Below are 25,295 nucleotides of genomic sequence, written 5' to 3'. Positions count from 1 at the left end.
CCGGTGAAATTCAATTGGTCGGTTGAGTGCCAGGGTCGAATTCATAGAGGTAGAGGCCGAAGGTCCCTGCTGCTGCCAAGCCATAGCCGCTAGGTGTCCATTCCAGCGCACGCAACGTCCCTTCGGTGCGAACCATACCGGCAGCAGCTCCGCGCCGCTGAGTGCGTCGGAGAGCCGGCTGCGCAGCCGGAGCCTTGGTGCGCAGCGACACCGCGCGGTGGCAGGTCGCCGTCGAAGCCCATGGTCGCGAGATGGGCTTCGACGCCGTGGTGGAGTCGGCACTCGCCGACCCGGATGCGCCCAGGCTCCGGCCCTGGACCGCGTCGCCTGAGGCACGGCGTCCAGGGCTATGGACGAGGATCTGTCACGTTCCGGGCTTCCAGGTAGCGGTGACCGTCAGATGCGCCTGCCCGCTGCCGTTCGCGATGCCCAGCTTCAGGTCCTGTCCGAGTTGCACACCGAAGGTGACGGCGACCTCGGTCGGCGGTGTGGCCCCGGCGCTCACCGCGTCGTGCACCTCCTGGACTAGGGGGCCGAGCGGCTTGAGGGTGCTGCGCAGCACATCGGCGGCTACGGCGGCGATGGCCTGACCGCGCCGGGCCACGGGGACGAGCGGGCCGATGCCGTCCGGGACGTCGTCTTCCTCCAGGGCGGGTGGGCCTTCCCCCGCGAGCAGGAAACGCACCGTTGTACCGTCCTCGAGGCGGAACTCCTGTGAACCGGTCATGAGCAGAATTGTGCAGAAGGGACGCTCGGTGGTCGGGCCGTAAGCAACTCAGTTACAAGATCGTGGCAGTTGGGGGGCGCCCCCCTGCGGCATACGACGCTCGTGGGGCCTGTCAGGCGCAGGGCGGTTCCGATGGGGTGCCCTCCGGCAGCAGCTCGCGTTCGGCTTTGGTGTAGTCCCGTCCTGCGGCAGCGCACAGGGTGCGGAACTGTACGTCGGGGCGCAGATCGAAGGTCTGGCGCAGTCGGCCGGTTTCGATGGTGAGACGGTGGCCGTTCACGAATCCCGCTGTCCAGTCGTCGCCCTCGATGGGCAGGGTTTCGAAGGTGCCGTCACCCGCTTGTTCGTAGATCTGGACCTGCTTCTTGCCGTAGAGGTACGTGATGATGCTGTCGGCCTGCCCGAACCCGATCAGTGTGTCGCTGGCTGAGCGGATCGCGTTGAGCACCCGTTTCTTGTTGCGGTCGACGTCCCACACACGCAGCTGACCGTCGGAGTTCTGCACAGCAAGGCTTGAGCCGTCCGCGTTGAAGGTAAACGCTGTAGTGAGAGTTTCGGTGCTGAACGGCACGGTGATCGTAGGGCCGTTGAGTGTCGTGATGCGCCGCGGGGCACGGACGTCCCATAGCAGGATCTCGCCGCGTAGGGTTCCCGTCCTGGTGACCGCGACGACCTGCCCGGGATGTCCTGGACGGGACAGGAGTTGGCCGCGCGCGCCGATTTCGTTGGTGAAGCCGATGCCGGCCCAGTTCGGTGCGGGGTGGACGAGGAAGGGCCTGGTGAGTACGGTCGCGTCGGCGGCATCGATGCGGGTGATCTTGCCCTCCACGGTCAGCAGAACAATGTCGCTGCCCTGCAAGGGGGCGACGCTGTCCACTTCCCCGCCCCGCAACTCGTCAATGTGGTCCAGTGCCTTGGCGCCCGGCACGACTTCGTCGAGCGGCACGCTGTCGCTCAGGTCCTGTACCGCGTAGGAGCGGTAGAGGTTGCCGCCCTCGCCCCACACCACGATCCTCTTGGAGTCGGCGGTCCATGTGGGTATCCAGTTCGCCGTGTTCGCGTGCAGCGGCAGCGGCACCGACTGGTGGCGGGTACGGGAGGCGTCGAGGACTTCGAGCCGGCGGTCGGTGGCCCGGGCGATGTAACGCCCGTCCGGCGACACGGCGGACTTCCCCGTTCCGGAGTCTTCCTGGAGCCCTTCGCCACCGGCCCGCTCGGCGCGCACCGCCATCAGCGCCGTGCCGATGGGCACGAGGACGGTGAGTTCGCCGTGCGTGCTCGGCACCGCGGCGACACCGTCGTACGCGGCGGGAGTGTCGCCCGAGGTGGGGATGCGGGTGCGGTAGGTGTGTCCGGTGCGTGCGTCGGTCAGGGTTGATTCTGCGTAGCCTCCGGCCGAGAGCCCAAAGGTGCCCGCTGTGCCGTCGACGCCGTAGCGTGACGTGGCGTCCTGCTCATCCAGGGCGGCGGGCAGCTTGGTCTTCTGGCCAGGGGTGCGGCCAAGCGCTTGTGCGTAACGGGCAGGGGCGTTCCCGCTGACGAGGAGTTCGCCGCCGGCCACCAGTTGCCCGCCGTCCTGGTCTCCGGTGGTGAAGGTGTATCGCAGCCGACCGGTGGTGAGGTCCCTTGCCTCGATGGTTTTGCCGCGCTGCTTCGGGGTGTAGCTGATCGTGACGACAGTGTCCGCGTCGGAGGCGAAGGCGGCGTCATACAGCCCGGTCTTGGGGACGAGCTCGTCCGGCACGTCGATGGGGGCGCCGGAGGGTACCTGCCACGCCTCGGCGAAGGCCGGGACGCATGACTGGGTGCCGTTGTAACACTCCATGGAGTTGTCATCGGTCGTCCGCAGCAGCCTCTTTCCGTCGCTGCTGAAGTCCAGGCTTGCGCCGGCCTTCTCCGGGAGGTCGTGATCGGCGACTTCCAGGCTCGCGGGGTGCCTGGGGGCGCTCAGCCGCCACAGCTTCACCCCTTCGCCCGCGGTTGCCGCGAAGTAGCGGCCGTCGGGGCTAACGGCGGTCCTCAGCACCCCTGCGGGGACACCGCTCAGCTGCCGTCCCGAGGGCTTGCCCTGGAGAACTCCCGTGACCACGGTGATCGTCGACCGGTCACCGCCGCCTGGCTTGGACTGCACGACCAGGGTGCGGCCGTCCGGGGTGGCGTCCATGCCGGTGACCCGGCCCTTCCACACCGACGGGTAGCTGCCCACCAGATACTGCCCTCGCGCGTACTGGTCCATCAGGGCCTGGCGGGTCTTGTCGGTCTGCTTGGTCCTCCACCCGGCCAGGGCGAGCTGCAGCGCGGTCGCGGGGTCGCTGCCCGGACGGTCCTCAGCGGCCTGGGCGAGCAGGCCCGCGGCCTGGGTGCGCAACTGCTGCTCGGTGCGCTTCAGGCTCTGATAGGTGGAGAGCGCCAAGACGACGGCGAGCACCGTGAGAACGGCCAGCGCCCCGACGGCGGCCTGTCGGAGGCGAGCGCCGCGCCGGGCGTGGCGGCGGCTGAGCAGGATGTAGCCGCGCTCGTCGGCGGAGATGTCCTCGGGGTGCTCGGCCAGCCTGCGGTCGGCCTCGGCCAGGTCGGTTCCGCTCAGAAGGCGGGTGGGCTCGTGGCGTTGCGTCTGCCAGCGGTGCAGGTCGGCCCGCAGTTGTTCCTGCCAGGAGCGGAAGCCCCGTGAGTCGACGAGCCATTGTCTCAGGCGCGGCCAGAGCTTGGTGAGCGCCTCGTGCGCCAGGTCGACGATCTCCTCCTGCTCGGCGCCACCCGGAGAACGGGAGAGGACGACGAGCTTGCCGGGGGCCAGTTCCCGTGCCAAGCCGAGGAGTTCGGGGGCGAGGTCGGCGGTGCGGGTGGGCCTGCGGGAGAACGTGTCCCCGTCGCTGGGCCGGGCCAGTTGCACGAACAGTCGGCGGGCACAGTCTTGTTGGGCCGCCGTCAGCCCGGCGAGGGCGTCGTCCGCGTATGTGACGAGCGCGCCCGCGACGCCGCCCATCTCGGCGTAGGCGGCGTGAGTCAGCATCGAGCGGGTGCGGCGCTTCCACAGCTCGGTCAGGGCGAACTGGACCAGCGGCATCCGCCCGGGTTCGTCGCCCGCGTCCGCGACGATCCGCTCCGGCAGCCCTGGCTCGAACCACAGCCCCGGCACGGCATCGACGGGCGCGGTTATCGCCCGCTCCAAGTCGTCGGCGGCCAGCGGCGCAAGGAACTGCACGGCGTCGCTGACGAGGTCGGATGTGTTGGCCGTCACCAGAGCGTCGAGGGAGTCGGGCCGCGCGGTGGCGACGACTCGCAGGGCGGCCTCGCCGTCCTTGCCTGCCAGGGCGGCGAGCAGAGCGAACAGGCCGCGCGCGGCGTCCGGTTCAGCCCCCGCATACTCCTCGAGCTGATCGACGAAGAGGACGTGCCCGGCGCATCGTCCGCGGGAGAGTACCCGGCCGCGCAGCTCGGCGGGCACATCGGCGCGGGTCTCCAGGAGCCCTGTCAGCTCCTCGGCTTTGGCAAGCCGTTCGACCTCGCCGAGTCCCGGCTCCAAGACGCCGGTCAGCGCCCGGGCGAGCACGGCGGCCGCTCGCACCCCGGGCACGGGCCGCAGCTCGGTCACGCTCATGGCCTCGGCCCGCAGCCGGGGTAGCACTCCTGCTCGCACGAGGGACGACTTGCCGCACCCCGAGGGCCCGGCCACCAGGGTCACCGGCCGCCTGCGCACGGCCGTGTGCACGCGGGTGGTGTCGCTGTCGCGGCCGTGGAAGAACTCCGCGTCGTCCTCGGTGAACGCCGCGAGCCCCTGGAACGGGCAGCGCGGCGGCAGGGTCCGTTCGTCGACCAGCTCGGCCGACGGCAACAGATACGCGGTGCGCTCGCCCTGGTGCGCGGCAACCGTCATCCCGACGACGCCGTCCTGCGCGTCGTCCCAGACCGGCGACCCGCTGAACCCTTCCGTGATGCGGGGCCCCGGCCCCTGCGCCTCCATCTGCACCCAGCCCGAGCCTTGCCCGGCGCGGAGCGTGCCCGAGGCCCATACGCCACGGTCGGCGCCGGTCGGGTAGCCGAATGCCCGGAACGTGTGCCCCCATACGCCGGTGCCGTCGACCAACTGCACCGGCCGGGCGCCCTCGACGACCGCGTCGAGCCGCAGCAGCGCGACGTCCGCCCCGCCGCGCCGCCAGGACACCACGGTCGCCCGCGCCCGGGGGCCGCCGCCCAGTAGTGGAAAGTCGAGATCCACCGGCTTGCCTGGCGCCTGCTCCGCGGCGTCCGCCACCCCGAGTGCCCTGGCGACGACATGGGCGCAGGTGCACACCACATCGGCGGCGACGAGGAACCCGGCGCCCACCACCTCACCAGCAGCCGGGCAGATCCGCACCTGCGACGCCTCGAGGACATCGCTCCCCCGCACAGCAGCCATGGACTCCCCCGTTTGCTGACACGTCGCGCGACACGCCACAAGTCAGCATCCCCGGCGCAGCCGCCGCGCACAACTCACCCTGCACACTGCTCAGTTGATGCACACCTCATGATTCCCAGCTCGCGGCAGAGGACCGCCCGTTCCTTAATGCCGTGACCGGGAAGGTTCGCCGGGTTGGCGTGGTCAGGCCGCCGTGGTGAGGGGGCGCCCGCCCCAACGAATGCCTTTCTCGCTGCGGATGCGGGCACGTTCACGGCGTTGGGCGGCCAGGACGTCGGGGTTTCGGGCGTTGGTGTTGCGCCAGCGCAGATATCGGTGCAGTTCGCGGGTCTGGACGGTGTGATTCGGATGGTGGGAGTTGGCCAGGGTGAACTGCCGCAGCGGGCCGAAGTGGGCTTCTATCGGGTTGGCCCAGGACGCATTCGTCGGGGTGAAGCACAACTCGACCTTGTTCTTCCGGGCCCACCGGCGGATCTTGCTGCCCTTGTGGGCGGAGAGGTTGTCCAAGATCACGTAGATCGGGGCGCCGTCCGGTCGCGCGGCCCGGATGGACTTCAGCGCGGCCAGGGACTGGGCGGCGCCCTTGGGACGGCGGTTGACGCCCCACAAGGTGTCGTCGCCGACCGCGTAACAGCCATGGAAGTAGGTGACCCCGTGGGTGCGGTGATAGGTCGCCGGCACCCGGTGCGGGCGACCCCGCTCGGCCCAGCAGGACCCGCCGGTCGGGCGGATCCCGAGTGGCCCGAACTCGTCGAGTGCGAGGACGTGCTCGATCCGGTCGAGCTTGACGTCGCGCTCGGGATCGGTGGATTCCTTCCAGGTCTTGGCGCGCTGGAAGGTGATCCCGCGGCGGGCCAACAGACAGCGCAGGGCCTCCCGGCCGATGCGGATGCCCCGCCCGTGCACCTTGCGCAGGTAGGCGGCGAGCTTGCGGATCGACCAGCGAGTGAAGGGCTGGTCGAGCTTGCGTGGGCGGGTCTTGGCCGTCTGGACGACGAAGTTCTCGTCATCAGGACTGAGTTGGCGGGGACGGCCGCCCGCCCACCGGGGGTCCAGACAGGCCAGACCGATCTGGTTGAAGCGGTGGATGACGCCGCGGACGGTGCCCTGGTCAGCCTGAACGAGTCTCGCGATGACCGGGACGCTGTTGTCGCCCGCCGATGCCAGCAGCATCATGGCCCTGCGGAACCGCACCGTGCTGGTATTGCCCCGCAGCACGATCCGCTGCAGAGTCTGCCCCTCCTGTTCGGACAGCCTGCGCACCCTGACCGGCTCTGCCATCAGATCTCCCCGTGCTGATCGGACATGTCACCGCAGGCGGCCGACGTGTGGCCACCTTGCACCAACCCGGTGTTCGATGCCGATCACACCAGGAGCACGGCAGGAGCATGACGCAGTTCACAAGGAAAGGGTGACAGGGCGTTGTCGCGGGCCGCTGAGACTGTCGACGGCATGACGATCACAGATGAGGACTGCCTCCCCGAGACCCTGGGGTTCAACGAGCAATTTGAGGCTGCCGCCGCGAGCCGTCCAGCTCGCGGGCAGGCGCCGAGCGCCGCCACGCTGGCGCTCCTGCGGCGCAACCGGCTCGGCGGCGACACGCCACCGGTAAGACTGCCGCACGGCCAAGACCGCGTCGTTGAGGGCGCAGTGAAGGTACGGGTCTTCGTGCCGGACCACGTCGACGGCGTGTACCTGCACATCCACGGAGGCGGCTGGGCGTTCGGGTCCGCGGACGGACAGGACGAGCGGCTTTGGCGGCTCGCCGTGGTGAGCGTGGACTACCGCCTCGCGCCGGAACACCCGTTCCCCGCCGGGCCCGACGACTGCGAAGCGGCTGCCCGGTGGCTGGTGAAACACGCCGCGGCCGAGTTCGGTACCGACCGGCTGCTGATCGGCGGTGAATCGGCCGGTGCTCACCTCAGTGTCGTGACGCTGCTGCGCCTTCGCCACCGGCACGGCATCACCGGCGCGTTCCGGGCAGCTCACCTGCTCTTCGGCCCCTACGACCTGTCGATGACACCAAGCCAGCGGAGGTTTGGCCCCCGACAGCTGCTGAGCAATGCCGACACGCTTCGGGGCGGCTATGAGCTGTTCACACCGGGGATGGGGGAGCAGCCGTAGCCCGGAGGTCTCGCCCCTGTTCGCGGACCTGGCCGGGCTGCCGCCCGCCCGGATCGTCGTCGGCACCGAGCAGCGCTTCGGCGACCAGCTGGCGCACCGCGGCCGCCGCTTCCTTGGTGCCGATCCCGAACTTCCGGGCGATCGCGTCGCGGGTCATGAACCGTTCGCCGGGCTCGTAGCTGCCGTGGATCGCGGTCCGTGCAAACGCGGAGGCGGGACTCCCCCATGCGCCGCGACGCGGTCACCTCGCGCCACCAGGCGCTGGAGGCCGCCAAGAAACTCTCCGGCGTTTGACCCACCCCCTTTGGCCCGGGCCACCCTGTGCGCGGCCGGGACCCTCTCCTGGACCACCTACTCCTCAGCTTCACCGTCGCGGTCGGCACGGAGGTCGTTTCCGCGGTGAACATCCGTCGTCCGATTGGGCGAGGCAGCGTTTGTCTGGCGCGGCGACTCACGAGACTGCCTGTACCTCTGGAGATCATCCAGGGAGTGCCGGACAGGAAGACAGGAATGCGTGCCTGCTCATCGCCGGCTCCCCTCACGATGTGCGGAGAAGACCCTCTATGGAGCCGGAACTGGTGGCTGCATCCGATACTGCGGCCTTCAGCAGCGTCCTTGCAGCGGCCGCTACAGCCGCTGTCACCGTGCTTGGCGTCATGTTTCAGGAATGGCGCTCGCGCCGTTTCCGGCACGGTCGTCGCAGGATTCTGCTCGAGGATGCAGCGCAGCAAGTGGCCTTCGTCATGGACTGGTGGAGAGCCCTGGACACCCTGAATCCGCAGGCCGACCACCGCGACGCGGCAAAGAATCGCGGCCTTGTCTGGCTCGATGAGGCATCAGCGCTCGTTGCCCAGGCCCGGACTGTTCCTGAACCCCAGAGGGCTGCCCTGTCAGCCAGGAACGTGTTCCTGATCTACCGCTTCCACAGCCTATCCGCGGAGGTGATCCGCCTGTGTTATTACGCCGCCCTTGTCTGGACCGCCGTGACTCTGGCGGTCATTCCCTCTGACGCGGGTACCGAGTACTTCGTCTCGGACTTCGCCGCGATTGCCGCTTATGTAGTGGTCGCCTTGCTGCTACGAGCCTGGGCGATCCGGGTGAATCGAAGCCGGAACCCTGAGACAGGGCCAGCTGATCCTGCGTCAGACTCCCAACTCCTATAACCAGAGCACTGACGCGATCCGGCGAGCCATAGGCGCTTCGATGGAATTGAATCTTCAGCCGGAGTGAGAGGCTCACCGCTGTGCTCCTCCTCTACGGCGATGATCCGTGAAACCACCTCGTCATCCTCGGAAAGGAGATACGGCAGTTGGGTAGAGTGCCGAGGTCTGGCAGTCGAGCGCGGCCGCGGCGGGTGTTGGGGCTCCCTGAAAAAAACGGGTCTGGTCGGCACTTCGTGACCATCACGATCGCGTCATTCGCCCAGCCACCGGGTGTGTTCAGCCTCTCACTTGGCCGCACGCCCTTCAGAGGGGCCGGAGCCGTCCAGCCGCCTCCTCACAAGGCCGCTATGAGGTCTCGGACTCAGCCCGGACAGCAGACCGCAGCACCTAAGCATCCGGCGGATGCGGCACAGGCCCCCAAGACACGGCAGTGCCGTTGAATGTGGTGTTGGCGAAGTCAACTGTGCCACCGAGAAGCCTCGCATCGGTGAAAATAACGGCGCCGCCGCTGAACTCCGCGCTACCGATGTCGACGGTGCCGCTGCTGAACACCGCTCTGCGGAAGGTGGCCCTGGCGCCGCTGAACGCCGCGCCTTTGAAGCTGACGGTGCCGCCGCTGAACGCTGCTCTGCTAAAGTTGATGGTGCCGCCGCTGAACGCCGCTCTGCTGAAGGTGACCCTGGCGCCGCTGAACGCCACGTGTCTGAAGCCGACGACGCCATTGCTGACTGTCGCGCCGCTGAAATTGACCTTGCCGCCGCTGAACGCCGCCAGGCTGAAGTCGACCGTGGCCCCGCTAAATTCAGCCAGACCGAAGTGGACCTGGCCGTCACTGAACGTTGCGCCGAGGAAGTGCACCTGACCGTCACTGAACATTGCGCCGCCGAAGTAAACTCCGCCGCCACTGAACGTTGCATCGCCGAAGTCCACTTTGGCGCCGTTGAACGTTGCGCCCTTGAAGTCGATGGCGCCGCTAAACGTTGCGGCTTTGAAAGCGACTCTGCCGCTGCCGAACGTCGCGCCAGTGAAGACAACCCTGCTGCGAAAGTGGCTACCCGAGAAATCGCCACCGTCGAAGACGGCACCGGTGAAGTCAAGGTCGCAGTCTGTCCACGATGTGCGTTCCTCCGGCTGCTGGAGGTGGTCACGGATGACACGAATAATGGTGTGCCGGACTTCGCGTTCGCCTTCCTTGTGCCCTGCTGCCGTCGGGTTGGCTTCGTAGGGCATTCGGAGGTAAGCGCACAGCACATCGACGCAGACCTGCCGTTGTTCCTGCCAGTCGTCTGCGAGCCGGGCGAGGGCGTAGACGCCAGCGAGGCGCACTGCGGCCCGTTCGTGACCGAGCTGTTCAGACGCCGTGGTGTAGCGGTCGGCGAGCTGGCTGGCATCCGCGCGGTGCGCGTCTCCCTCGGCGAGGAGTTGCTTGCGGTAGGCGTAGATACCGGCGAGAACGGCTCCGGTGAGCGTCAGGACGGTGACGGTTGTCTTGATGACGTCGTTGATGTCGACCAGCTTGCGCGGTGTCTGATTGTGAGCGGCATCCGCGAATAGGTGGTAGATGCCGTGGTAGAGCCCGAAGCTGAGGACGCCGACGACGCTGAGGGCCAGGAGGGCGACGAGCCAGACCGACCATAGGTTCGGCGTATACCGTCCATGCGGAGCCTGACGCCGCTGTAGGAATGCTGCCACGTAAGGATCATGGAGGCAGGCGAGCGCCGCCTGCAGGAAGTTCCCGGAATCCCTCACCCCCCGCTCTCGCAGGCGACGACCCCGCCACCGCGAAGCTGATCGCCGGATCCATCCTCCCGGCGATCCACGCGTTCACCGACGCCGACAACCAGGACGCCCTGACCCTGCTGCGCGCACTGCGCAACGAGGTCCTCCGGGCCGGCTGAACGACATCCATGGAGCGCGGCCGCGAGCTCCGTCTTACCGACTCATGCCCTCACAGCTCACCTGAGGAAAGAGGGTGTGTGCCCCGATTGAGAGGCTGCAGGCGAGCGTGGCGAGTCGGCGGTGCAGGGTCCACTTCACAGCACACCGCGTCTATCTGGACAAACGGCCTGGCGTCGGTATGAGCATCGGCTCGCCGTGGTCTACCTCCAGCGAGGCGGACACCTGACTCTTGGACCGGCCCGCGTACCAGTGCACGTAGATCTCGATGATGTCGACCACGGTGAACGTTCTCCTTGCCATTCGGCGCGCCCGTCGGCCTCTCGGCTCACGGGGGGCTTGAGCGGAAGTCCGTTTCAGCAGGTCAACTGGCCTGGTGACGGCGCCTCCGCAACGCTGCTTCTCGATAGCGGGAACGTCTGCCGAGGGGTCTTTGTCGATGGGGGCGCACGTCGGATGCGCTGACCATGACGCCGTGCGCTCGATGCTCCATCACGGTTCTTGCTGGGGAGTCCTTGGCTCCCCGAGAGGGTTCCGTGGGCTGTTGGCGCGGCGGTAGGTTCAGGCCGTCTGCTGTCGTGCAGGGGTGGGGGAGTCGTGCTGCTGGCCTTGGTGCTGGTGAACGCGGTGCTGTACGTAGCCGCTCTGACGGTGACGGGGTTGCCGCTGGCGGAAGGAAGAGTGTCGGCGTCCGTGATGAAGGTCTTCGTGCTCGGCTCGGCGCTGGTGATGACGTTCAACCTGCTGGTGATGCTGTACCTCGGGTACGAGTGGGCGACGGGGAAAAGGGGCGCGCCCACGTTCGTGGTAGCCGCGGTCATATGTGGGCTCTCGGCGTTGAGCGGTTCTTCTCGGGGCGGGAAGGCGAGCTGATCGAGTTGTGAAAGGGCTCTTCGGCAGAGGCGTCGGCTCACCGGGCGGGCTCCCTCGTTAGCTCTTGTTGCGCTTGTGCTGCGGTGGAGGCCACCTCACACTCAGGCGGCATACGCCCCTGCGGCTCGGCTCAACTGGTCTGCAAGGAGTTCCGCGCACGGTTTCGAACAAGCCCCGCTCACGGATCGAGGGACCGCGACGACTCCGAGAGGCCCAGGTCCTCCGAAACAAGATCACGCTTCGTAACCCTGGAACCATCCCAGGCGTATCGGCGTGCAGATATGGGGGGAGTGCCGGGGATGCCGTGCCCCATCGGGACAGGCCTGCACGGGCCGACAAACGGATACGAGTACGGACCACATGGATTCGATCCACGATGACGTAGCGGAGTTCGCGGTACTGCTGACGCGTCTGAAGGAGGGTACCGACCGCAGCTACGCGGCACTGGCCCGCCGACTGGGCATGCACGCCTCCACCCTGCACCGCTACTGCTCCGGGGAAGCAGTCCCGCAGGACTTCGCCGGCATCGAGCGGTTCGCCGTACTCTGCGGTGCCTCCCCCGAAGAACGCACCGAGCTGCACCGCCGGTGGATCGTGGCAGTCGCGGCACGGCAGCGATCACACCCCTCCGATGCCCGGCGGGCACCCACGCCCCGCGACACCACGAGCACCGCGGCCTCAGCCACGTCCACGTCTGCTAGTCACAGCAGCCCGGCGGCCGAGGCACCCGAGCCGGCCCCACCGGCCGACCCGCGTCCCCACGCCGGCCGCCCCCGACGGCGGCCCGTGCGATCGACGGCGCTGGCGGTCTCGCTCGCCCTCGCGCTCGCCGGTCTCACCTCTTCCGTTGCCGGACCCTTTTCCTTCGGCGGTGAGTCGTCGACCCACGCCGATACGGCCCCACCGGTGGCCCCCCTCACCTGGACCGCCAACTCCCACACACCCGGACTCAGCGGTTGCGGCGAAGCGTACGTCGTCGCCAAGTCACCGCGGCAGGTCCCGCCGCCGCCACACCCGGAGGACATCGCAGCGTGGGTCGCCTCCCAGCGGGCGGTGCACGGTGGCTCCACCGGCGTGCGGATTACGGTGCAGGGACGCGGCTCCGCCGCCGTCGTCCTGGAGGCCCTGCACGTGCGCGTGGTCAACCGCGTCACCCCCTCCGCCGGCCGGGGCACCGTCTACTCCTTGAGCGACGGCTGCGGCGCCGGCATCGTCCCCCGCTTCTTCTCCGTGAACCTCGACGCGTACCAGCCCTTGGCCCGTTCGATGCCCGGCGACAACGCGGCGGGCAAGCCGATCCCCGCGATCGACTTCCCCTACCGGGTGTCCCTACAGGAACCCGAAGTCCTGGTGGTCTCCTCGCTCAACGAGTCCTGCACCTGCGACTGGTACCTCAACCTCGACTGGTCCTCGCAAGGCCGCACCGGCACGGTCCGCATCGACGACCACGGCCGCCCCTTCCGCACCACCAGCACCAAAGGACTGCCTGGCTACCGGTACGACCGCTTCAATTACCACCCCGGCCGCTGGGTCCCGATCCCCGCCGCCAACATGGCGTCGATGGGCGACTGACGATGCAACAGCTCACGCAGCCCGCCCGGCAGCACAACCCGGCGGGAGCAAGGCCTTGTTCGGCCTCGCCGACGGTGGGACCGGGCGAGGCCGGGGAGGGGCAGCGCAGCTCGCACGTCTGTCCGGCTGCAAAATCCCCCAGCGCAGACACCACCGTCGTCCGCCTCCCGTGCCGAATTGGCCAGTTGCCGAACCCGCTCTACCGCGGCCACCCCCAGCACCCCAGGCACCACCAACGGGTCCGGCGCCCGCCATCCCGGTGCACCGCGGAGTGGCCGGCCGGTGTGAGCCGTCAGCGGGCGCTCGTCGTGCGGATGTCGGTGACGTCGCCGAACACCGGCTCCAGCTTCACGACGAGGTCGGTCCTCACCGTCGGCGACTCCCCGCCGCCGAAGCTGTGGGTTACGACGATCTCGCCGCTGTTGACACCCTCGCTCACCGTCCAGTCCACCGGAACGTTCTGGGCACGCAGGACACCGTCCACCTTGTTCTTCTTCTCCCAGGCCCCCAACTGCTTGGCGAAGGCGGGCGTCAGGTAGTGCGCGCGCAGCGCCTTGACCAGCGCGGCGTCCGGGCCCATGGGGGCGTCTTTCGCGTCGACGTACGCGCCGTAGAAGTCGGCAACCTGGGTTACCGAGTCACCGGTCTGGCCACTGACCGACCGCACCGCGGCGGACGACTTCGCGAACGCCTTCGCGGAGGCGATGCTCATGGTGCGGATGCCGGTGATCTGGCCGGTCGGCTCCTGCTTCACGACGAGCCTGGTCGTCGTCGGCGACTCCCCGCCGCCGAAGGTCAGGGTGACGACGACGTCGAGGCCGTTGCCGACCTCACTCACCGTCCAGTCCACCGGGACGTTCTGGGCACGCAGAAGACCGTCCACCTTGTTCTTCTTCTCCCAGGCCGCCAACTGCTTGGCGAAGGCGGGCGTCAGGTAGTGCGCGCGCAGCGCCTTGACCAGCGCGGCGTCCGGGCCCTGGGCATCGTCCTTCGCGTCGATGTACGCGCCGTAGAAGTCGGCAACCTGAGTCACCACGTCACCGTTGAAGCCACTGACAGACCGCAGCGCGGCGGGCGCCTTCACGGATGCCTTGGCGGGGGCGGGGGCCGGGACAGCGGCCTGCGCCGCCACCTGCGCCGACACACCGAGCCCGACGGCCAGGACGAGACCGGAGGCGAACGCCGCACGGCGGCCCGAACGACGACGTGTGTGGGTGTTCCTGCTCATGTCGTGTCTTCCTTCTTGGTTAGTGGTCCGTAAGAGGTCGCTCCCGGCCCGCGCCGGCTTCCCACCGACGCGCCCGCTGACGTCTCGCCGCCCGTGCGTCCGCTCCGAGGACATGACGGTCTGACCGCCCGAGCGGGCACGAGTCGGCCGGATGTCCCCACCCCGAAAGGTCGCGGGGGCGACGGGCGCCGCAGGACGCCGCCCGTCGGGCAACCGGGCACACAGATGCCCGGTACGCAGGCACAAGGCGGGAGTCGTCACCAGGCTGCTACCGGAACCTCAATCCACCCCGGCCGGTGCGACACCCACAGCTTCAAAGACACCAAGGGCCCACCGCAACCACCACCGCACAACCCGCAACGACGCAACCATCCCACCCGCCCTGAACTGCGCAAACAAGCACTGCCTGAGACGCCGTCCTGAGATGCGGCGACGAACTCGCGCCGTCTCGGCCGACCCCTGGACACCACCGACACAGCCAAGACCCGCAATCCCATCCATCGCGGCTCCCAGTCCCTTCCCGCCGCGACCAGGACCACCGACCGGGGCATTCGTGAGCCGTCTCCTCCATGATCCGTCTCCTCGATGAACAGCACGCCGAACGGATCGCACTACGCCGTTGCAGTCGCCTTCCCGGCCGTCGTGGCGCCCACAGCCCCACGCGGCCGCATCCCTGCAGCACCGCTCCGCCTGCCGTACGGGCCCGCCGCGACGGGACTCCCCCGAGACTCAATACCACCGTCGTCCTGGGGTCACCGGTCCGTCAGATGCCGGACGAGTCACGACGCACGGGCTGTTGGACCCTTGCCCGGATGGGGTGTCCGGGACGTCGGTCGGACAGCGAGAAGTTCTGCCATGGACATGGCCGGGGATGGAAGCGTGACGGAGGCACGATTTCTGGGTGGGGTCGCAGAAAAGCGGAATCCGCGACCACCTCCGACGATGAGCCGGCTCGGTTCCGGTTCCACCTCGCCGAGTCACGGCCCTCGGGGATCTCCGGCCGGATCGGGTCGCCACCTCGGCCCCCGCCTCTCCGCTCCCATCACGAGGACAGCCCCCAGCGGGCGAGCGGGACTGTGAGCGGGACCACCTGGCGCAACCTCGCCATCGGCGCCCTGCGGCTGGCCGGCGTGACCAACATCGCCGCCGCTCTGCGACACAACGCCCGCGCTTCCTGCCGTTCCCTGCGTCGTGCGGCGGCTGCCCGCCGCCCCTCCACCTCAACGACCGCGCGAGCATGTCTGCGCCGGGTCTGTTCCGCTTCGAGCGCGGTGTGCTCGCGCAGCCGGTCCTCGAGGACTCGGTGGCGCTCGCCGCCGGCCAGGCCGGGGCAGCTCCCGGTCGACCTGTGCCGCGATCTTCGCCTGCCGGGTACGTCGCGTGTGGATCACGTTGTTGCAGTTCTCGCACTCGCCGCCGGTGTCCAGCCGGATCCCGTCGTCGTACCGGCGGTCCGAGCACGCCTGACGCTGCACCAGGCCGCGGCGGATCAGCCATGGGTACGGGCGGTCGACCAGTGCCTCGCCGCCGGTTTCTCCAGCCGGTCTGCCAGCAGCCGCGGCGCCGCCTCTGACTGCTCCAGCATGCCCGCCAGCCGCGTCACCTCCGCCTTCGCGGCCGCCTCGACCTGGTCCCGCTGCCAGCCGGACAGCCGCTCCCACAGCCTCTTCGGCCCCTCCGTCCTCTCGGCCACCCGCTACGTCCTGCTGACGATCCAGGCGCGGAGCCCGCCCTCTTCCTCGTGCGGGGTAGTCACGACAAGCAAGGAGTCGCTACCCGGAACGGCGGAGACAGTACTGACGTCTTGCTGGGAGAACGTGTGATCCCAGACGGTCTGTTGCTTCTCCGCCTCCCACATGACAGCGCGGCTGGACGATGTGCCAGCTGCGTAGTACCGACCGGATCCGAGCACAGCCACCTCGAAAATATGATCATCGGGGAGTGCGGATACCGTCTTGTCGTGCAGGACAGTACGTGTTTCCACATCGACTGTCACCGCGTGCCCGTCGGCTGTGCCGAAAATCGCGAGTTGCCCGTCATCGCTGAGCTTTACGCCATTGGCCGCGCACTGACAGGTCGCAGGCTTGGCTGTGTAACGGGGATTTCCGGTGCGCCAGGTCTCAACGCCCTCCAAGCTGGCGGCGAGAAGTCGACCGTCGTCCGTGACGGCCCAGTCTTCGTACGCCGTACGCCCACTGTCCGGGGGCGGCTTGTCCGGGTAGGCAATCGATAGGCCCGTCGCGACGTTCACCAGGTGGATGTCGAAGTTTCCGTAGACAAATGTCTGTCCGGACCGGCTTAGGGTGCCAGCGGCTTCGTCGGGGTCAATTTTAAAGTCCTTCGGAGCACCGCCCCGAATCTTTACGGCGCGTATGAATCCGGTGTCCGAGACTGCGGCCACCGTGCTGCGGTCACGTGAGACGTGTAGATCCTCCACGCCTCCGGGGACAGAAGTCAGCAACTGCGGGGCAGTGGCGTCGTCCAGGGAAACGAGGTGCACCTTTCCCGCCGACGTGCCCAGGACGAACAGCCGTTGGCTGATGGCCGCGACGGCCGTCACTCGATCCTGTCCAACGGTCGGCAACTCACTCAGGAAGAAGCGCGGCCTTGGCTCAGCCTGCTCCGAGCGTTGACTATGGCCACCGGGCCCTTTGTGGGGGTTCCAAAGGGCCACCCCAACACCGGCCCCGATCGCCGCGAGCAGCACCAGCGCCACAGCCAGGGTGCGCAACCCTCGGGAGTGGAGGTGGAGACCAGCGGTGATTCCGTGCGCACGTTTCACCCCGTGCTCCCCTTCGACGGCTTGGGTTGGATAAAGGCTTCACCTACACGGAGGCGCTGGTCGGAACCCGTCCAGGTGCTGTCGTAGTCCCACGACCACATGGGTGGGTTCGGTAGCGGGGCGGTCCGGAAGGGCTTCCCTTTGTTGTCCACACGCAGAGTGGACGTTTTACCCTCCGAGGTAACGTCGAGTTCCAGGTACCAGGCGTAGCGGGCGTGTTTGGCCAGGGCGGTCACCAAGAAGGTCTCGATCTCCCCTTTATTGACCGTGAAGCCGAATGGGCGGCCATCTGTCGCCTTGTACTTGGCGCGCGGCAGGGCTTGGTCAAGGTCAATGTCGATGGGGCGGAGGTTCGCGTTACCGGCCGAGGGGCACGTCAGCCCGACAGTTGGCGGCGGCTTGTCTCGTTTTACGACGATGACCCGGAGGTTGTTGATCTGGACCTGATGTGACGCGCTTCCTTGCACAGCGACTTGTAATTTGCTCTTCCCAGCGTCCACCCCACCATTCTTCGTCAGCCAGTCGTGAAAGGTGGAGCATCCCCCACCCGGCCCGGTTGCCGGCCGTGTGCCGATCGGCACGACACCGACGATGCTTTGGTCACTGAATCCCCCGATCTTCGCCGGGTTTGTCTCGACGGAGACGGTGACGACTGACTCGGCGTCCTTGCCCCAGGTCTCCATTGCGGTGGTGAGGTAAGTGACGGCCCAGGAGGCGACGCCGACAACAACCGTAGTCACGATCAGTCCCGGCAGTGAGAAGAGTAATTCTCGCCATTGCTTTTTCTCGCCAGCGGCTGAGTCGTCTTGCGGCTGTGGAGCTTGGTTGGTACTCGTCATGACACCGCCGTAGGTTCGTACACCGGGCCCGCATCGTCACAAAGGGGATGTTAGGGCCAGCACCATGACTTCAGCACCAAGTAGCCTAATTTTCGGATGGGTTGGCCTTCTTGCTGCTATGAGCGCCATCGGCCGGTCTGCCCGCCCCGCTCCTGCAGAGGTCGTCCATCGGTCGTGCCCGGCGTGAGGTGCCGGACAGCAACTACTGCCGCTCGGGCATTCGGTCTTGAGTCGGGGTGAGGGGTTCGAAGGCTGGCGCGGAGGAGCTCACGGCGGTGAGGAGGTAGACGTCGGGGGCGTACTTGCCGGCCGTGCGCAGGCCGTGCAGTTCGCGTCTGGCCACCGTCAGAGTGGCGGTGTTCCATGCTGGAGCGGCGGTGGCGAGGACGAGGCGATGCGCGGCGACCGCCTGGCAACCGTCGAGGAGTTTGCACAGCTCTCTTTTGATGTCGCGGTGGACGTCGCCCAGGGCGTTGGTCTTCTTCGCTTCGCCGAGCCAGATTTCGTCGGCGTCGGCCAGGGCGAAGTCCATCTCAACGAAGGGTCGCCGTCGCGCAGGATCTCGAATTCCGCTGCCATCAGGGGGCGGCGCATGCCCCTGCCCTGGCGGCGCAGGTAGCGGGTGGCCTGCAGGGGCGCGTGGGCGTTGTTGTCGATGAGTTCGGCAACAGCCAGGTGCAGTTCGTAGGCCCACTCGGGTTCGCTGGTGTCCGTCCTCCAGCGTGCCTGGACGAGGTCGTTGCCGGCGCCGCAGCGGCGGCAGCGGTAGTGCTGTGCGATCTCCTCCAGGGGGTAGAACTCGAAAGCCGGGCACTCCTCGCAGCCCAGGACCAGCCCTCTGCGCAGGATTCCCTGTCTGGTCCATTCGTCCACCTGGGCACGCCGCTGCGGGGTGTCCCATTCGGGTACGAGGGGGGTGGCGGCCAGGGCGAGGAAGGTCATCACCACCGAGGTCTTCAAGAACCACCAGCCGTCCTCGGGCTGGCCAGGATGCTGCTGGCCGGGCAGGAACGTCTGCAAAAGGTCCCATCCGGGGCCAGCGGCAAGATCCTCGAGGGCTGTGCGGGAGCCGAGAAGGCGTTCGGCCACGGCCGCCCGTTTGCTCGCGGCACTCGGCTGCACACGGTGGGGCTGGGCCGCCAGGCCAGAACGGCCGGCAGGCTCGGCCACCGCAACCGTGGTGCGGCCAACGTGCCCGCAAGGGAGGCACCATGGGGGACGAAGTCGAAGCGGTGGGAGGAGTAGGTGATGCCCCCGTCCGCGGCCCGCACCAACGCCTCCCACGAGTTGCCCTGCCCGGCGTGCAGCGTGGCACCGGTCAAGGTGCGGTGGCAGCGGGTGGTCCGAAGCAACCAGCAGGACCTGCCACTTATCCCGGGCGGCATCGAGCCCGGGCGGAACCTCCGCAGGCAGCCCCAGGGCCGCCTCCAGCGAGCCGTCCGGCAACACGATGGCCGGCAGCGAACGCGGCAGATCCCACGCCTGCTCATGCACGTAAAGGCTGTTTCCGCGGGTGCGCAGGTCCTCCACCGGCACGCAGACGAATGCCTTGTCGTCCGCCTCCTTGCCGTTGATGAAGGCGCGCGGCCGCCGGTCCCACATCGTATGCATCCGCGCCGCAACATCCTCCACGGACATCGAGGCACTGGTGACCCGGATCGTGCCTGGCCCCCTCCAGCGCGGGAAGCGGCCCATGATCGTGAACGGGCTCGGGTCCTGCCACGGAAGCCACATACACGGGCCGTGGACCAGGCCGGCGAGCTGGGCCAGCACGAAATCCTCCGGCCGGCCCCCGACAACCACCACCGGCTCGGCCCAAAGACGGTCACGGTCCAGGCGCACGCATCGGGCTGCCGCAGGATCGAGCAGGGCGAGCGTGTCCTGCGGTGATGCAGGGTGCAGCCAGTCCAGCAGCGCGGTGCTGGCCCGCTGGGTGACCCCGTCCCGCCAGCGCGCCTCATCCGGCACCAGATTCTCGGCGGCGGGCGCCTCCAAGTCCACACCCACACGGGCCGCATAGGCCAAAGCAGTCGGCGTCGTCACCAGAGGAAAGGGCACGCCCAGGACCGGCCGGACGGCCACGTCGGCCAACGCGGTCAGACCCATCTGAGCCGGGGCGGCTAACAACTGCGTCTCGTCCGCCAGCGCAGGATGATCCACCACCGAGGCAGGCACGACCGCTCCGGCACAGCCTCCCCAGACCCGGCTCCTGCTCGGGGTCGAGTTCGAGGGCATGGTCGAAGTCGGCGAGCGCCGCGCCGTGTTCAACGACACTCAAGATGCCTATGTGGGCGGTGGGGTGAGGGCATGCTGTGTGCCGACGGATTTGGGTGCATGCCCGCGATACGGCAGTGCGGGCGGGTGAGGTCATGGGTGGCGTGAGGTGTCGATGCGGCCGACGACCTGCTGCAGCAGGCCGGGGTCGGGGCTGGTGGCACCGGTGGTGATCAGGGCGCGCCGGACGTGGTGGGTCAGCAAGGTCCAGCGGCGCAGGCTGCCGTGGGCGAAGTGGCCATCGAGCGCCCAGAGGTGATCAGGTGCCACGGTGTGCCAGAGCGGGTGCAGGGCGGCAATGGTGCGAGGGATCTGGTCGCGGGTGAGGGGCTGGAGGGTCAGCCAGGCCGCAGTGCGGGCGTGCAGCATCTGCTGGGCCCGCAGGGCCCGTTCACCACGCTGCCCGGCGATCAGGGACCACGCAGAGTCCGCCGGGAAGGTCGTCGTGCAGGAAGCGGAGGTACTCGAAGCAGGCGTCGGGTATCCGGTCGGCTTCGTCGACGGTCACGATGCGCGGTCCGGCGCTGAGTGCGCGGCGGATGAGGGAGTCGGTGGCAGCCGGGTCGGTGGGCGGGGCGCCTTTCAGTCTGAGGGTGTGGTGTAGGTGGGCGCGTAGATCGGCCGGTCCTGGTCGGGCTCCCAATCGGAGCAGGAGGTGTGCGTCGGGGAAGGAGGTGAGGGCGGTGGTGTGGACGGCGAAGGTCTTGCCGACGCCGACGCCAACGTCGCCCAGCACGCTCAGGAAGCGCTGTTGCTGGTGAGCGTCGGTGAACGCGTGCCTGATTGCGGTGAGGCCGGGGGTGACGACGGTGCGGGCCCCGGCCAGGCTGAGGAAGTGCAGTTCCTGGGGCGCGGGCGTGTCTGCGAGAGGGAACAGCTGCGTGGCCGCGTCCTCTCGCAAGGCCGCCTCGGTCAGCACCGGGCCAGAGCCCAGTCGACGATGCGGTCGTCGACCTTCTCGGCGCCGAAGTGCTCCATGCCTTTCAGTACGTGTTTGGTCACCTTGACCCACTCGCGGAAGGAGAAGAGGGTGTACTGGGTGTCGATCCGCTTCAGCAGTGCCTCGTCGACGTCCCGCCACGCGGGGTGGGAGTCGGGTACGGCGTGGAGGACTTCGTCCTCGGTCATGGCCAGGATCTCCAGGCGGATGTAGATCCTGGATGCAAGAGCCGGGTCGCTCTGTAGGGTCTCGTAGGCCTCACGGCCGCCGACGAACAGGATGGCGGGCTTGGGGTCGCAGTTGTCCCACAGTTTGCGCAGGAACTCGAAGTTCTCCCGCCGGTACTGCTGGGCCTCGTCGCACACGATCACGTACGGCCGCCGCGGCAGAGTCTCGCGCAGTAGTTTGTCGAACGCGGTGGGGGTACCGGGCATCTTGCAGCTGAGGTTCATCTGGTGGAACAGCTCCTCGCGCAAGGTCTTTCGGGCCGGGGCGGGAGCGGGCGAAGTCCAGGGGGAGGATCAGGTCCGGGTTCATTTCCTGGATCGTGGCGCGGGTGCTGAAGCTCTTGCCGAGCCCTGCGTCGCCTAGATGACGGACATGGCCTTCGACTCGACGGTGTCGATGACGGTGTCTTTGATCTGTAACAGGGTGTCAGTGGCGACCAGGGTGGAGTCCTCGAGGCCAAGGAAGAACTGCGGACGCAGGTCGGGTCGGCGGCGCGGCGGGGTGGCGGGCTGGCCTGCGTCCGGCACAGCACGGCGTTTGGGCATGTGCTTGCGTTTCGGAGCGGTGGTCATGATGCGTCGTCCTCCGTTGAAGGAGCAGGGGTCTGACCGGGGCGCCGCCAGGTTGGCGGGAGCGGGGTCAGGGGCTGGTAGGGCTGTTCGCGCCGTCGCGGCGGTGTGGATGGGGTGGTGCCTTCCAGTTCGGCGCGTGCCTCCTGTTCCGTCATGCGGATGGCACGGACGGGGAGTTCGGGCTGAGTGGAGGGCAGGTGGCGTTCCCGCCTGCGTTCGGCGGAGCGTTTCAAGGCCTGGCGCAGCACCTCGCTGTGCTCGTCGCGCTCGCTAAGGACTTCCTTGCGCATCTCCTCGCTGACCTCGTTACTGAGGAAGGCCCGGCCGAGATAGCGGTTGCTACGGAAGGTATAGAGGTCGATCTCGTGGTCGTGGTGGGCATCCACCGCACGCGCGGCTCCAGACCGATGCGTCCCACACCCTTCTCGGGCATGTAGTAGCGGTTGCGGAACTCCACTCCGTGACTGGTGACCTTGTGTACCTTGTTGTCGCTCTCCAACATGAAGCCACGCAGTTCTTCCGGGCTGGGCTCGGGCCGGATCTCGGTGGGGTCGCTCAGCCACGTCTGAAGCGGTGTCATTCCGGTGCGTTTGAGGACGTGCTGGGTGTTGTGCTCCTCAACCCACTGGCGCAGCTTGTGGACGCACGCCTCGAAGGTCAGCGGCGGGTCCTGGTCGCCAACGCGGCGCCTGTGGTCAAGCAGGGGTGCCTTGGTGTAGCGGGGCAGGTCATCGAAGAACCGGGTCATGCTGGTGCCGTTCAGCCGCTCGATCCCGCCCTTGTGACGGGCGCTGCGCACCTTGTGCATCGGCACACCGAGCAGGCCGAAGGTCCGCCGGACGGTTTTGGACATGAAGTCGGAGCCGCCGTCGGCCCGCACCAGGTGCGGCAGCCCGCCAGCGGGCCCGTAAGGGGGTTCGCGCAACACGGAAGCCCGTACGGCCGCCAGGACCGATCCGCGGTGCGCAGAGCCGGCGGTGACCGCCCAGCCCATCACGTTGCTGGTGCCACGGTCCTCGAACCACGTCACCCACACGTTCGACAGCTCCTTGTCGGGCATCATCACGACGGTCGGGGCCTGCTTATGATCCCCTTCCCACACCTGGTTGCGGGCGACCGTCGGGCGCCGGAAGGCAGGATCGAAACCGCGGGCAGCTGGGATGCCTTCCCGCAGCCCGGCCATGAAACCGGGGTCAAGGTCACGGGCGATGGCGTCGTGCAGTGTAGTCAGACCGATCGGCCTCTCCCCCGCCTTCTTGGCCTCACGCACCAGATGCTCGTGGGCGCGCTTGACGTTGCCTCGGTAGTCGGCGAGGACATCGATGATCTCTTCGGTGATCCGGAAACGCCTGCGTTCGGGCTTCTCCGGTGAGCCGGTCTCTTCCGCCTCGGCCTCAGGCTGCGGGAGTCGGGGGAGCTGACCACCGCGCACATGAGGCTCATTGCCGAGTCGGCGGACGTGAGTCTGCGGCAGGCGTGGCGCTGGCTGGCATCTGACGGACGGCGGCAGGCCTCAGCTCCTCGTCGCGGTGCCGATCCAGACCCTCCCCGCCGACCTGACCGACGCCTACCGCAGTGCCGCAGTGCCGCAGGGGTGTTCTTCCACCTGCTCGTCGCTTCGGAAGAGGACCGCCAGATCTTCGCGGGCAACATCCTCACCGCCGTCCGAGCGGCCAAGCCGGCCCGTGTGGTGTTCCCCACCAGCGGTTTCCCAATCGCTCCCGCCATCGGCGGCGCCGGCTCGGTCCTGGCGACGCAAGCTCCGAACCGGCGGGCAGCGGATTCTCCTTCCGGCGCGCGGACACTCAGCCGACCGCCTCATCCCGGCCGGCGGCACCGCCGTGCGTCCGCGTGGGCCAGAGGTGACAGCTACCAGGCCACCCGGATCATCCCCATGTTCATGAAGCTCCGGACCGGCGCCCCCACTCGCCGCCCGCACCCGCCTCACCGAGACCGACAGCTCCCGCATCCTGCGCCGGGGCTGCAGCTACGACCGCGGGATCGGCATCGTCGGCAACCTCGGCATGGCCCTGATGTTCTGCTGTTACCAGCGAGACACGAGGCAGTTCGAGGCCACCCAGACCCGCCTGATCGTCGAGCCGTCATCGACTTCATCCTGCCCACCAGCGCGACTGCTCCCGCGCCCTGCGCGGCGCACGTGACACCAAGGACCGTCTCGGTCATGGTCCGCTCACGACTTGGACCGTGTAGCCGACAGGGCCCGGCGCCGCTTCGCTACGAGCGGTGCTCCGGAAACAGGTGCCCGCGTCACCGGCGGCAGATGTCGGGTTCGTGCCGGTGGTCTTCCCCCGATGGTGCGCTCGGGGCAGCTGCGTATGCCGCGCACTGCGCGCTGTCCACCATCCGGTCGCTGTCGGACGCGGCATTGACGAGGCTCGCGCAGCACACGGCCAGAAGCAAGCCGCCTGCCATCAGCGGCAGCCTCCGGCGTGCGGGTGGCGGGGCCAGCAGGGCGCGCACACGCTGCGGCACCACCCCGCCGGTCGCGGCCAGGGCCGCGGGGCGGGGCGCACCGGCGGATGCCAGGGCGGCACGGCCGACGGCGTGGGCGACTACCGTGCGGTCGCCGACCCGGGCCGCGGCCTCCTCGTCGGCCCAGCGTTCCAGGACGAACTCGCCCGCGACGGCCAACGGTCGCAGCACTGGGTTCAAGGCCGCCGCGAGCAGCCACAAGCCCTGGAAGAGGTGATGGCGCCCTCGCAGATGGGCTCGCTCGTGCGCAAGCAGGGCCGCGCGCTCCCGGTCGCCGAGGCAGCGCAGCATCCCGCGGGAGACGACGACGCGTCCCGGCTTTCCGGGCAATGCGAACGCGATCGGGGCGTCGTCGTCCAGTACCACCAGCTCCGTCTGTGGTAGCCGGGCACACTCCCGCCGCGCCCGGACGACGTGCCGGGTCTGCCGTACGGCGGCGATGCCCAGCGAGACGGTGCCCGCGGTCAGCAGCAGCGCGCTGGCAACCGCGACGACCAGGTACACCGGGTCCTCGGCGCGCAGCGCGGTCACCGACCAGCGGCCCTGCTCCGCGACCTCCGGGATCTGCGCCACACCGGTGAACGCCAGCAGGGCCAGTGCGCCCGCCCAGCCGACGGAGGTGACGAGCGCGGCGCAGGCCAGCGCCCAGGCGGCGGGACGCGGGGGCAGCAGGGGGGTCAGTCGGGGCGCCAGCACAGCGAGCACTGCCGTGACCGCGAACGGAATGTAGACGCTGAGCAGCACGGCTTTACGCCCTCCCTCCGGAGTGATCGTCCTCGGCGCGCGCATCGTGCCCGGACAGGAGCTGATGCAACACGTGCTCGTCCTGCTCGGACAGTTCCGAGACGAAGCGGGCCAGGACCGCCTCGCGGTCGGAACCACCCTCGAGCAGCGACCGCATGCGCTGGGCGGTGTGCGACGCCTCGTCCCGCACCGGCTCGTAGGCGTAGCCGCGGCCCTCGCGGTGCCGGACCAGCATCTCCTTGTCGTGCAGCCGGGACAGGATGGTCAGGACGGTCGTGTAGGCCAGGTCGCCCGGCAGCGCTTCCCGGACCTGGCCGGCGGTCAGCGGGCCGTCGGCGGCCCAGAGCGCGGCGAGGACATCACTCTCCAGTTCGCCGCGGCCTCGCCTGCCGGACGCCCCACGGGCGCCGCCGCCCTCTCGCTCCTCCACCGGATGCCTCC

24 protein-coding genes are annotated in these 25,295 nt (G+C 68.5%); 6 read left to right on the top strand and 18 right to left on the bottom strand.

Translation table 11 applies throughout. The annotated features are described in order from the left end of the window. Positions 1-364: 364 nt before the first annotated feature. From AQJ46_RS45265 to AQJ46_RS45255, 3 genes are all read right to left on the bottom strand, one after another. On the bottom strand, positions 365-727 hold the full coding sequence (locus AQJ46_RS45265; RefSeq protein WP_059211196.1) for a CU044_2847 family protein: 363 nt from the start codon (positions 725-727) through the stop codon (positions 365-367). A gap of 112 nt (positions 728-839) precedes the next feature. Next, a complete protein-coding gene (locus AQJ46_RS45260) occupies positions 840-5,126 on the bottom strand; it encodes an nSTAND1 domain-containing NTPase (RefSeq protein ID WP_079072736.1) in 4,287 nt (1,428 codons plus the stop codon). Between the two features lie 183 nt (positions 5,127-5,309). Further along, on the bottom strand, positions 5,310-6,407 hold the full coding sequence (locus AQJ46_RS45255; RefSeq protein WP_059211194.1) for an IS630 family transposase: 1,098 nt from the start codon (positions 6,405-6,407) through the stop codon (positions 5,310-5,312). Positions 6,408-6,548: 141 nt separating this feature from the next. Between AQJ46_RS45255 and AQJ46_RS45250 the strand changes: the two genes are divergently transcribed. After that, positions 6,549-7,250, top strand: coding sequence for an alpha/beta hydrolase (locus tag AQJ46_RS45250; protein WP_404828530.1), 702 nt, complete (start codon positions 6,549-6,551; stop codon positions 7,248-7,250). On the opposite strand, the gene AQJ46_RS59215 is transcribed toward AQJ46_RS45250, so the two are convergent. Further along, complete coding sequence (locus AQJ46_RS59215) at positions 7,222-7,407, bottom strand: hypothetical protein (RefSeq protein ID WP_404828529.1); 186 nt, start codon at positions 7,405-7,407, stop codon at positions 7,222-7,224. The genes AQJ46_RS45250 and AQJ46_RS59215 overlap by 29 nt on opposite strands. 406 nt (positions 7,408-7,813) lie before the next feature. Here AQJ46_RS59215 and AQJ46_RS45245 point away from each other — a divergent pair, with 406 nt between their 5' ends. Further along, the gene (locus tag AQJ46_RS45245) at positions 7,814-8,413 is read left to right on the top strand and encodes a hypothetical protein (protein WP_059211193.1); all 600 of its coding nucleotides are present in this window, start codon (positions 7,814-7,816) and stop codon (positions 8,411-8,413) included. Positions 8,414-8,800: 387 nt separating this feature from the next. Here the strand turns inward: AQJ46_RS45245 and AQJ46_RS45240 are convergent, their stop codons facing one another. Further along, complete coding sequence (locus AQJ46_RS45240; RefSeq protein WP_167368261.1) at positions 8,801-10,105, bottom strand: pentapeptide repeat-containing protein; 1,305 nt, start codon at positions 10,103-10,105, stop codon at positions 8,801-8,803. Here AQJ46_RS45240 and AQJ46_RS55765 point away from each other — a divergent pair. The 3 genes from AQJ46_RS55765 (at position 10,096) to AQJ46_RS45230 (ending at position 12,754) form a co-directional block, all read left to right on the top strand. Then, positions 10,096-10,311: a hypothetical protein gene (locus AQJ46_RS55765; RefSeq protein ID WP_159064178.1), complete on the top strand. Its 216-nt coding sequence runs from the start codon at positions 10,096-10,098 to the stop codon at positions 10,309-10,311. The two genes, AQJ46_RS45240 and AQJ46_RS55765, sit on opposite strands and share 10 nt — an antisense overlap. A gap of 595 nt (positions 10,312-10,906) precedes the next feature. Further along, positions 10,907-11,182, top strand: coding sequence for a hypothetical protein (locus AQJ46_RS45235; protein WP_059211191.1), 276 nt, complete (start codon positions 10,907-10,909; stop codon positions 11,180-11,182). A 360-nt stretch (positions 11,183-11,542) separates the two neighbouring features. Further along, positions 11,543-12,754 carry a helix-turn-helix domain-containing protein gene (locus AQJ46_RS45230; RefSeq protein WP_059211190.1) on the top strand — a complete coding sequence of 404 codons (1,212 nt, stop codon included), beginning with the start codon at positions 11,543-11,545 and terminating at the stop codon, positions 12,752-12,754. A gap of 292 nt (positions 12,755-13,046) precedes the next feature. On the opposite strand, the gene AQJ46_RS45225 is transcribed toward AQJ46_RS45230, so the two are convergent. From AQJ46_RS45225 to AQJ46_RS45190, 11 genes are all read right to left on the bottom strand, one after another. Next, positions 13,047-13,982, bottom strand: a complete 936-nt coding sequence (locus AQJ46_RS45225; protein ID WP_059211189.1) for a DUF3828 domain-containing protein — start codon at positions 13,980-13,982, stop codon at positions 13,047-13,049. A 1,489-nt stretch (positions 13,983-15,471) separates the two neighbouring features. Further along, positions 15,472-15,675, bottom strand: a complete 204-nt coding sequence (locus AQJ46_RS57920) for a hypothetical protein (RefSeq protein WP_059211188.1) — start codon at positions 15,673-15,675, stop codon at positions 15,472-15,474. A gap of 3 nt (positions 15,676-15,678) precedes the next feature. Then, positions 15,679-16,698, bottom strand: a complete 1,020-nt coding sequence (locus AQJ46_RS45215; RefSeq protein WP_159064177.1) for a WD40 repeat domain-containing protein — start codon at positions 16,696-16,698, stop codon at positions 15,679-15,681. Between the two features lie 62 nt (positions 16,699-16,760). Continuing rightward, positions 16,761-17,603 carry a hypothetical protein gene (locus AQJ46_RS45210; protein ID WP_159064176.1) on the bottom strand — a complete coding sequence of 281 codons (843 nt, stop codon included), beginning with the start codon at positions 17,601-17,603 and terminating at the stop codon, positions 16,761-16,763. 202 nt (positions 17,604-17,805) lie between these two features. Further along, a complete protein-coding gene (locus tag AQJ46_RS55760) occupies positions 17,806-17,946 on the bottom strand; it encodes a hypothetical protein (RefSeq protein ID WP_159064175.1) in 141 nt (46 codons plus the stop codon). A 2-nt stretch (positions 17,947-17,948) separates the two neighbouring features. Continuing rightward, the gene (locus AQJ46_RS45205; RefSeq protein ID WP_059211185.1) at positions 17,949-19,778 is read right to left on the bottom strand and encodes a hypothetical protein; all 1,830 of its coding nucleotides are present in this window, start codon (positions 19,776-19,778) and stop codon (positions 17,949-17,951) included. A gap of 192 nt (positions 19,779-19,970) precedes the next feature. Then, positions 19,971-20,246, bottom strand: coding sequence for a hypothetical protein (locus tag AQJ46_RS57915; protein WP_225887596.1), 276 nt, complete (start codon positions 20,244-20,246; stop codon positions 19,971-19,973). A gap of 22 nt (positions 20,247-20,268) precedes the next feature. Beyond that, positions 20,269-20,778, bottom strand: a complete 510-nt coding sequence (locus AQJ46_RS57910; protein ID WP_225887595.1) for an ATP-binding protein — start codon at positions 20,776-20,778, stop codon at positions 20,269-20,271. 11 nt (positions 20,779-20,789) lie between these two features. Further along, complete coding sequence (locus tag AQJ46_RS57905; protein WP_225887594.1) at positions 20,790-21,293, bottom strand: ATP-binding protein; 504 nt, start codon at positions 21,291-21,293, stop codon at positions 20,790-20,792. 111 nt (positions 21,294-21,404) lie between these two features. Next, positions 21,405-21,617 carry a hypothetical protein gene (locus tag AQJ46_RS57900; protein WP_225887593.1) on the bottom strand — a complete coding sequence of 71 codons (213 nt, stop codon included), beginning with the start codon at positions 21,615-21,617 and terminating at the stop codon, positions 21,405-21,407. A gap of 229 nt (positions 21,618-21,846) precedes the next feature. Continuing rightward, positions 21,847-22,887, bottom strand: coding sequence for a hypothetical protein (locus AQJ46_RS45190; RefSeq protein ID WP_225887592.1), 1,041 nt, complete (start codon positions 22,885-22,887; stop codon positions 21,847-21,849). A gap of 697 nt (positions 22,888-23,584) precedes the next feature. On the opposite strand from AQJ46_RS45190, the gene AQJ46_RS54860 reads away from it, so the two are divergent. Then, on the top strand, positions 23,585-23,779 hold the full coding sequence (locus AQJ46_RS54860; RefSeq protein WP_167368264.1) for a Dyp-type peroxidase domain-containing protein: 195 nt from the start codon (positions 23,585-23,587) through the stop codon (positions 23,777-23,779). 106 nt (positions 23,780-23,885) lie between these two features. Here the strand turns inward: AQJ46_RS54860 and AQJ46_RS45185 are convergent, their stop codons facing one another. After that, positions 23,886-24,854: a M56 family metallopeptidase gene (locus AQJ46_RS45185; RefSeq protein ID WP_059211184.1), complete on the bottom strand. Its 969-nt coding sequence runs from the start codon at positions 24,852-24,854 to the stop codon at positions 23,886-23,888. Positions 24,855-24,858: 4 nt separating this feature from the next. Next, the gene (locus AQJ46_RS45180; protein ID WP_059211183.1) at positions 24,859-25,284 is read right to left on the bottom strand and encodes a BlaI/MecI/CopY family transcriptional regulator; all 426 of its coding nucleotides are present in this window, start codon (positions 25,282-25,284) and stop codon (positions 24,859-24,861) included. Between the last annotated feature and the right edge of the window lie 11 nt (positions 25,285-25,295).

Origin of the sequence: Streptomyces canus, assembly GCF_001514145.1 — a bacterium.
Taxonomy (GTDB): domain Bacteria; phylum Actinomycetota; class Actinomycetes; order Streptomycetales; family Streptomycetaceae; genus Streptomyces; species Streptomyces canus.
This window is presented reverse-complemented; position numbering and strand designations above follow the sequence as displayed.

Bases quoted from the DNA above. Each gene is read 5' to 3' on its own strand.
- AQJ46_RS45255 (WP_059211194.1), bottom strand. From the start codon at position 6,407: ATGGCAGAGCCGGTCAGGGTGCGCAGGCTGTCCGAACAGGAGGGGCAG.
- AQJ46_RS55765 (WP_159064178.1), top strand. From the start codon at position 10,096: ATGCTGCCACGTAAGGATCATGGAGGCAGGCGAGCGCCGCCTGCAGGA.
- AQJ46_RS45210 (WP_159064176.1), bottom strand. From the start codon at position 17,603: ATGACGAGTACCAACCAAGCTCCACAGCCGCAAGACGACTCAGCCGCT.
- AQJ46_RS45230 (WP_059211190.1), top strand. From the start codon at position 11,543: ATGGATTCGATCCACGATGACGTAGCGGAGTTCGCGGTACTGCTGACG.
- AQJ46_RS45260 (WP_079072736.1), bottom strand. From the start codon at position 5,126: ATGGCTGCTGTGCGGGGGAGCGATGTCCTCGAGGCGTCGCAGGTGCGG.
- AQJ46_RS57915 (WP_225887596.1), bottom strand. From the start codon at position 20,246: ATGCTGCACGCCCGCACTGCGGCCTGGCTGACCCTCCAGCCCCTCACC.
- AQJ46_RS45225 (WP_059211189.1), bottom strand. From the start codon at position 13,982: ATGAGCAGGAACACCCACACACGTCGTCGTTCGGGCCGCCGTGCGGCG.
- AQJ46_RS57900 (WP_225887593.1), bottom strand. From the start codon at position 21,617: ATGACCACCGCTCCGAAACGCAAGCACATGCCCAAACGCCGTGCTGTG.
- AQJ46_RS45265 (WP_059211196.1), bottom strand. From the start codon at position 727: ATGACCGGTTCACAGGAGTTCCGCCTCGAGGACGGTACAACGGTGCGT.
- AQJ46_RS45245 (WP_059211193.1), top strand. From the start codon at position 7,814: ATGGAGCCGGAACTGGTGGCTGCATCCGATACTGCGGCCTTCAGCAGC.
- AQJ46_RS59215 (WP_404828529.1), bottom strand. From the start codon at position 7,407: ATGACCCGCGACGCGATCGCCCGGAAGTTCGGGATCGGCACCAAGGAA.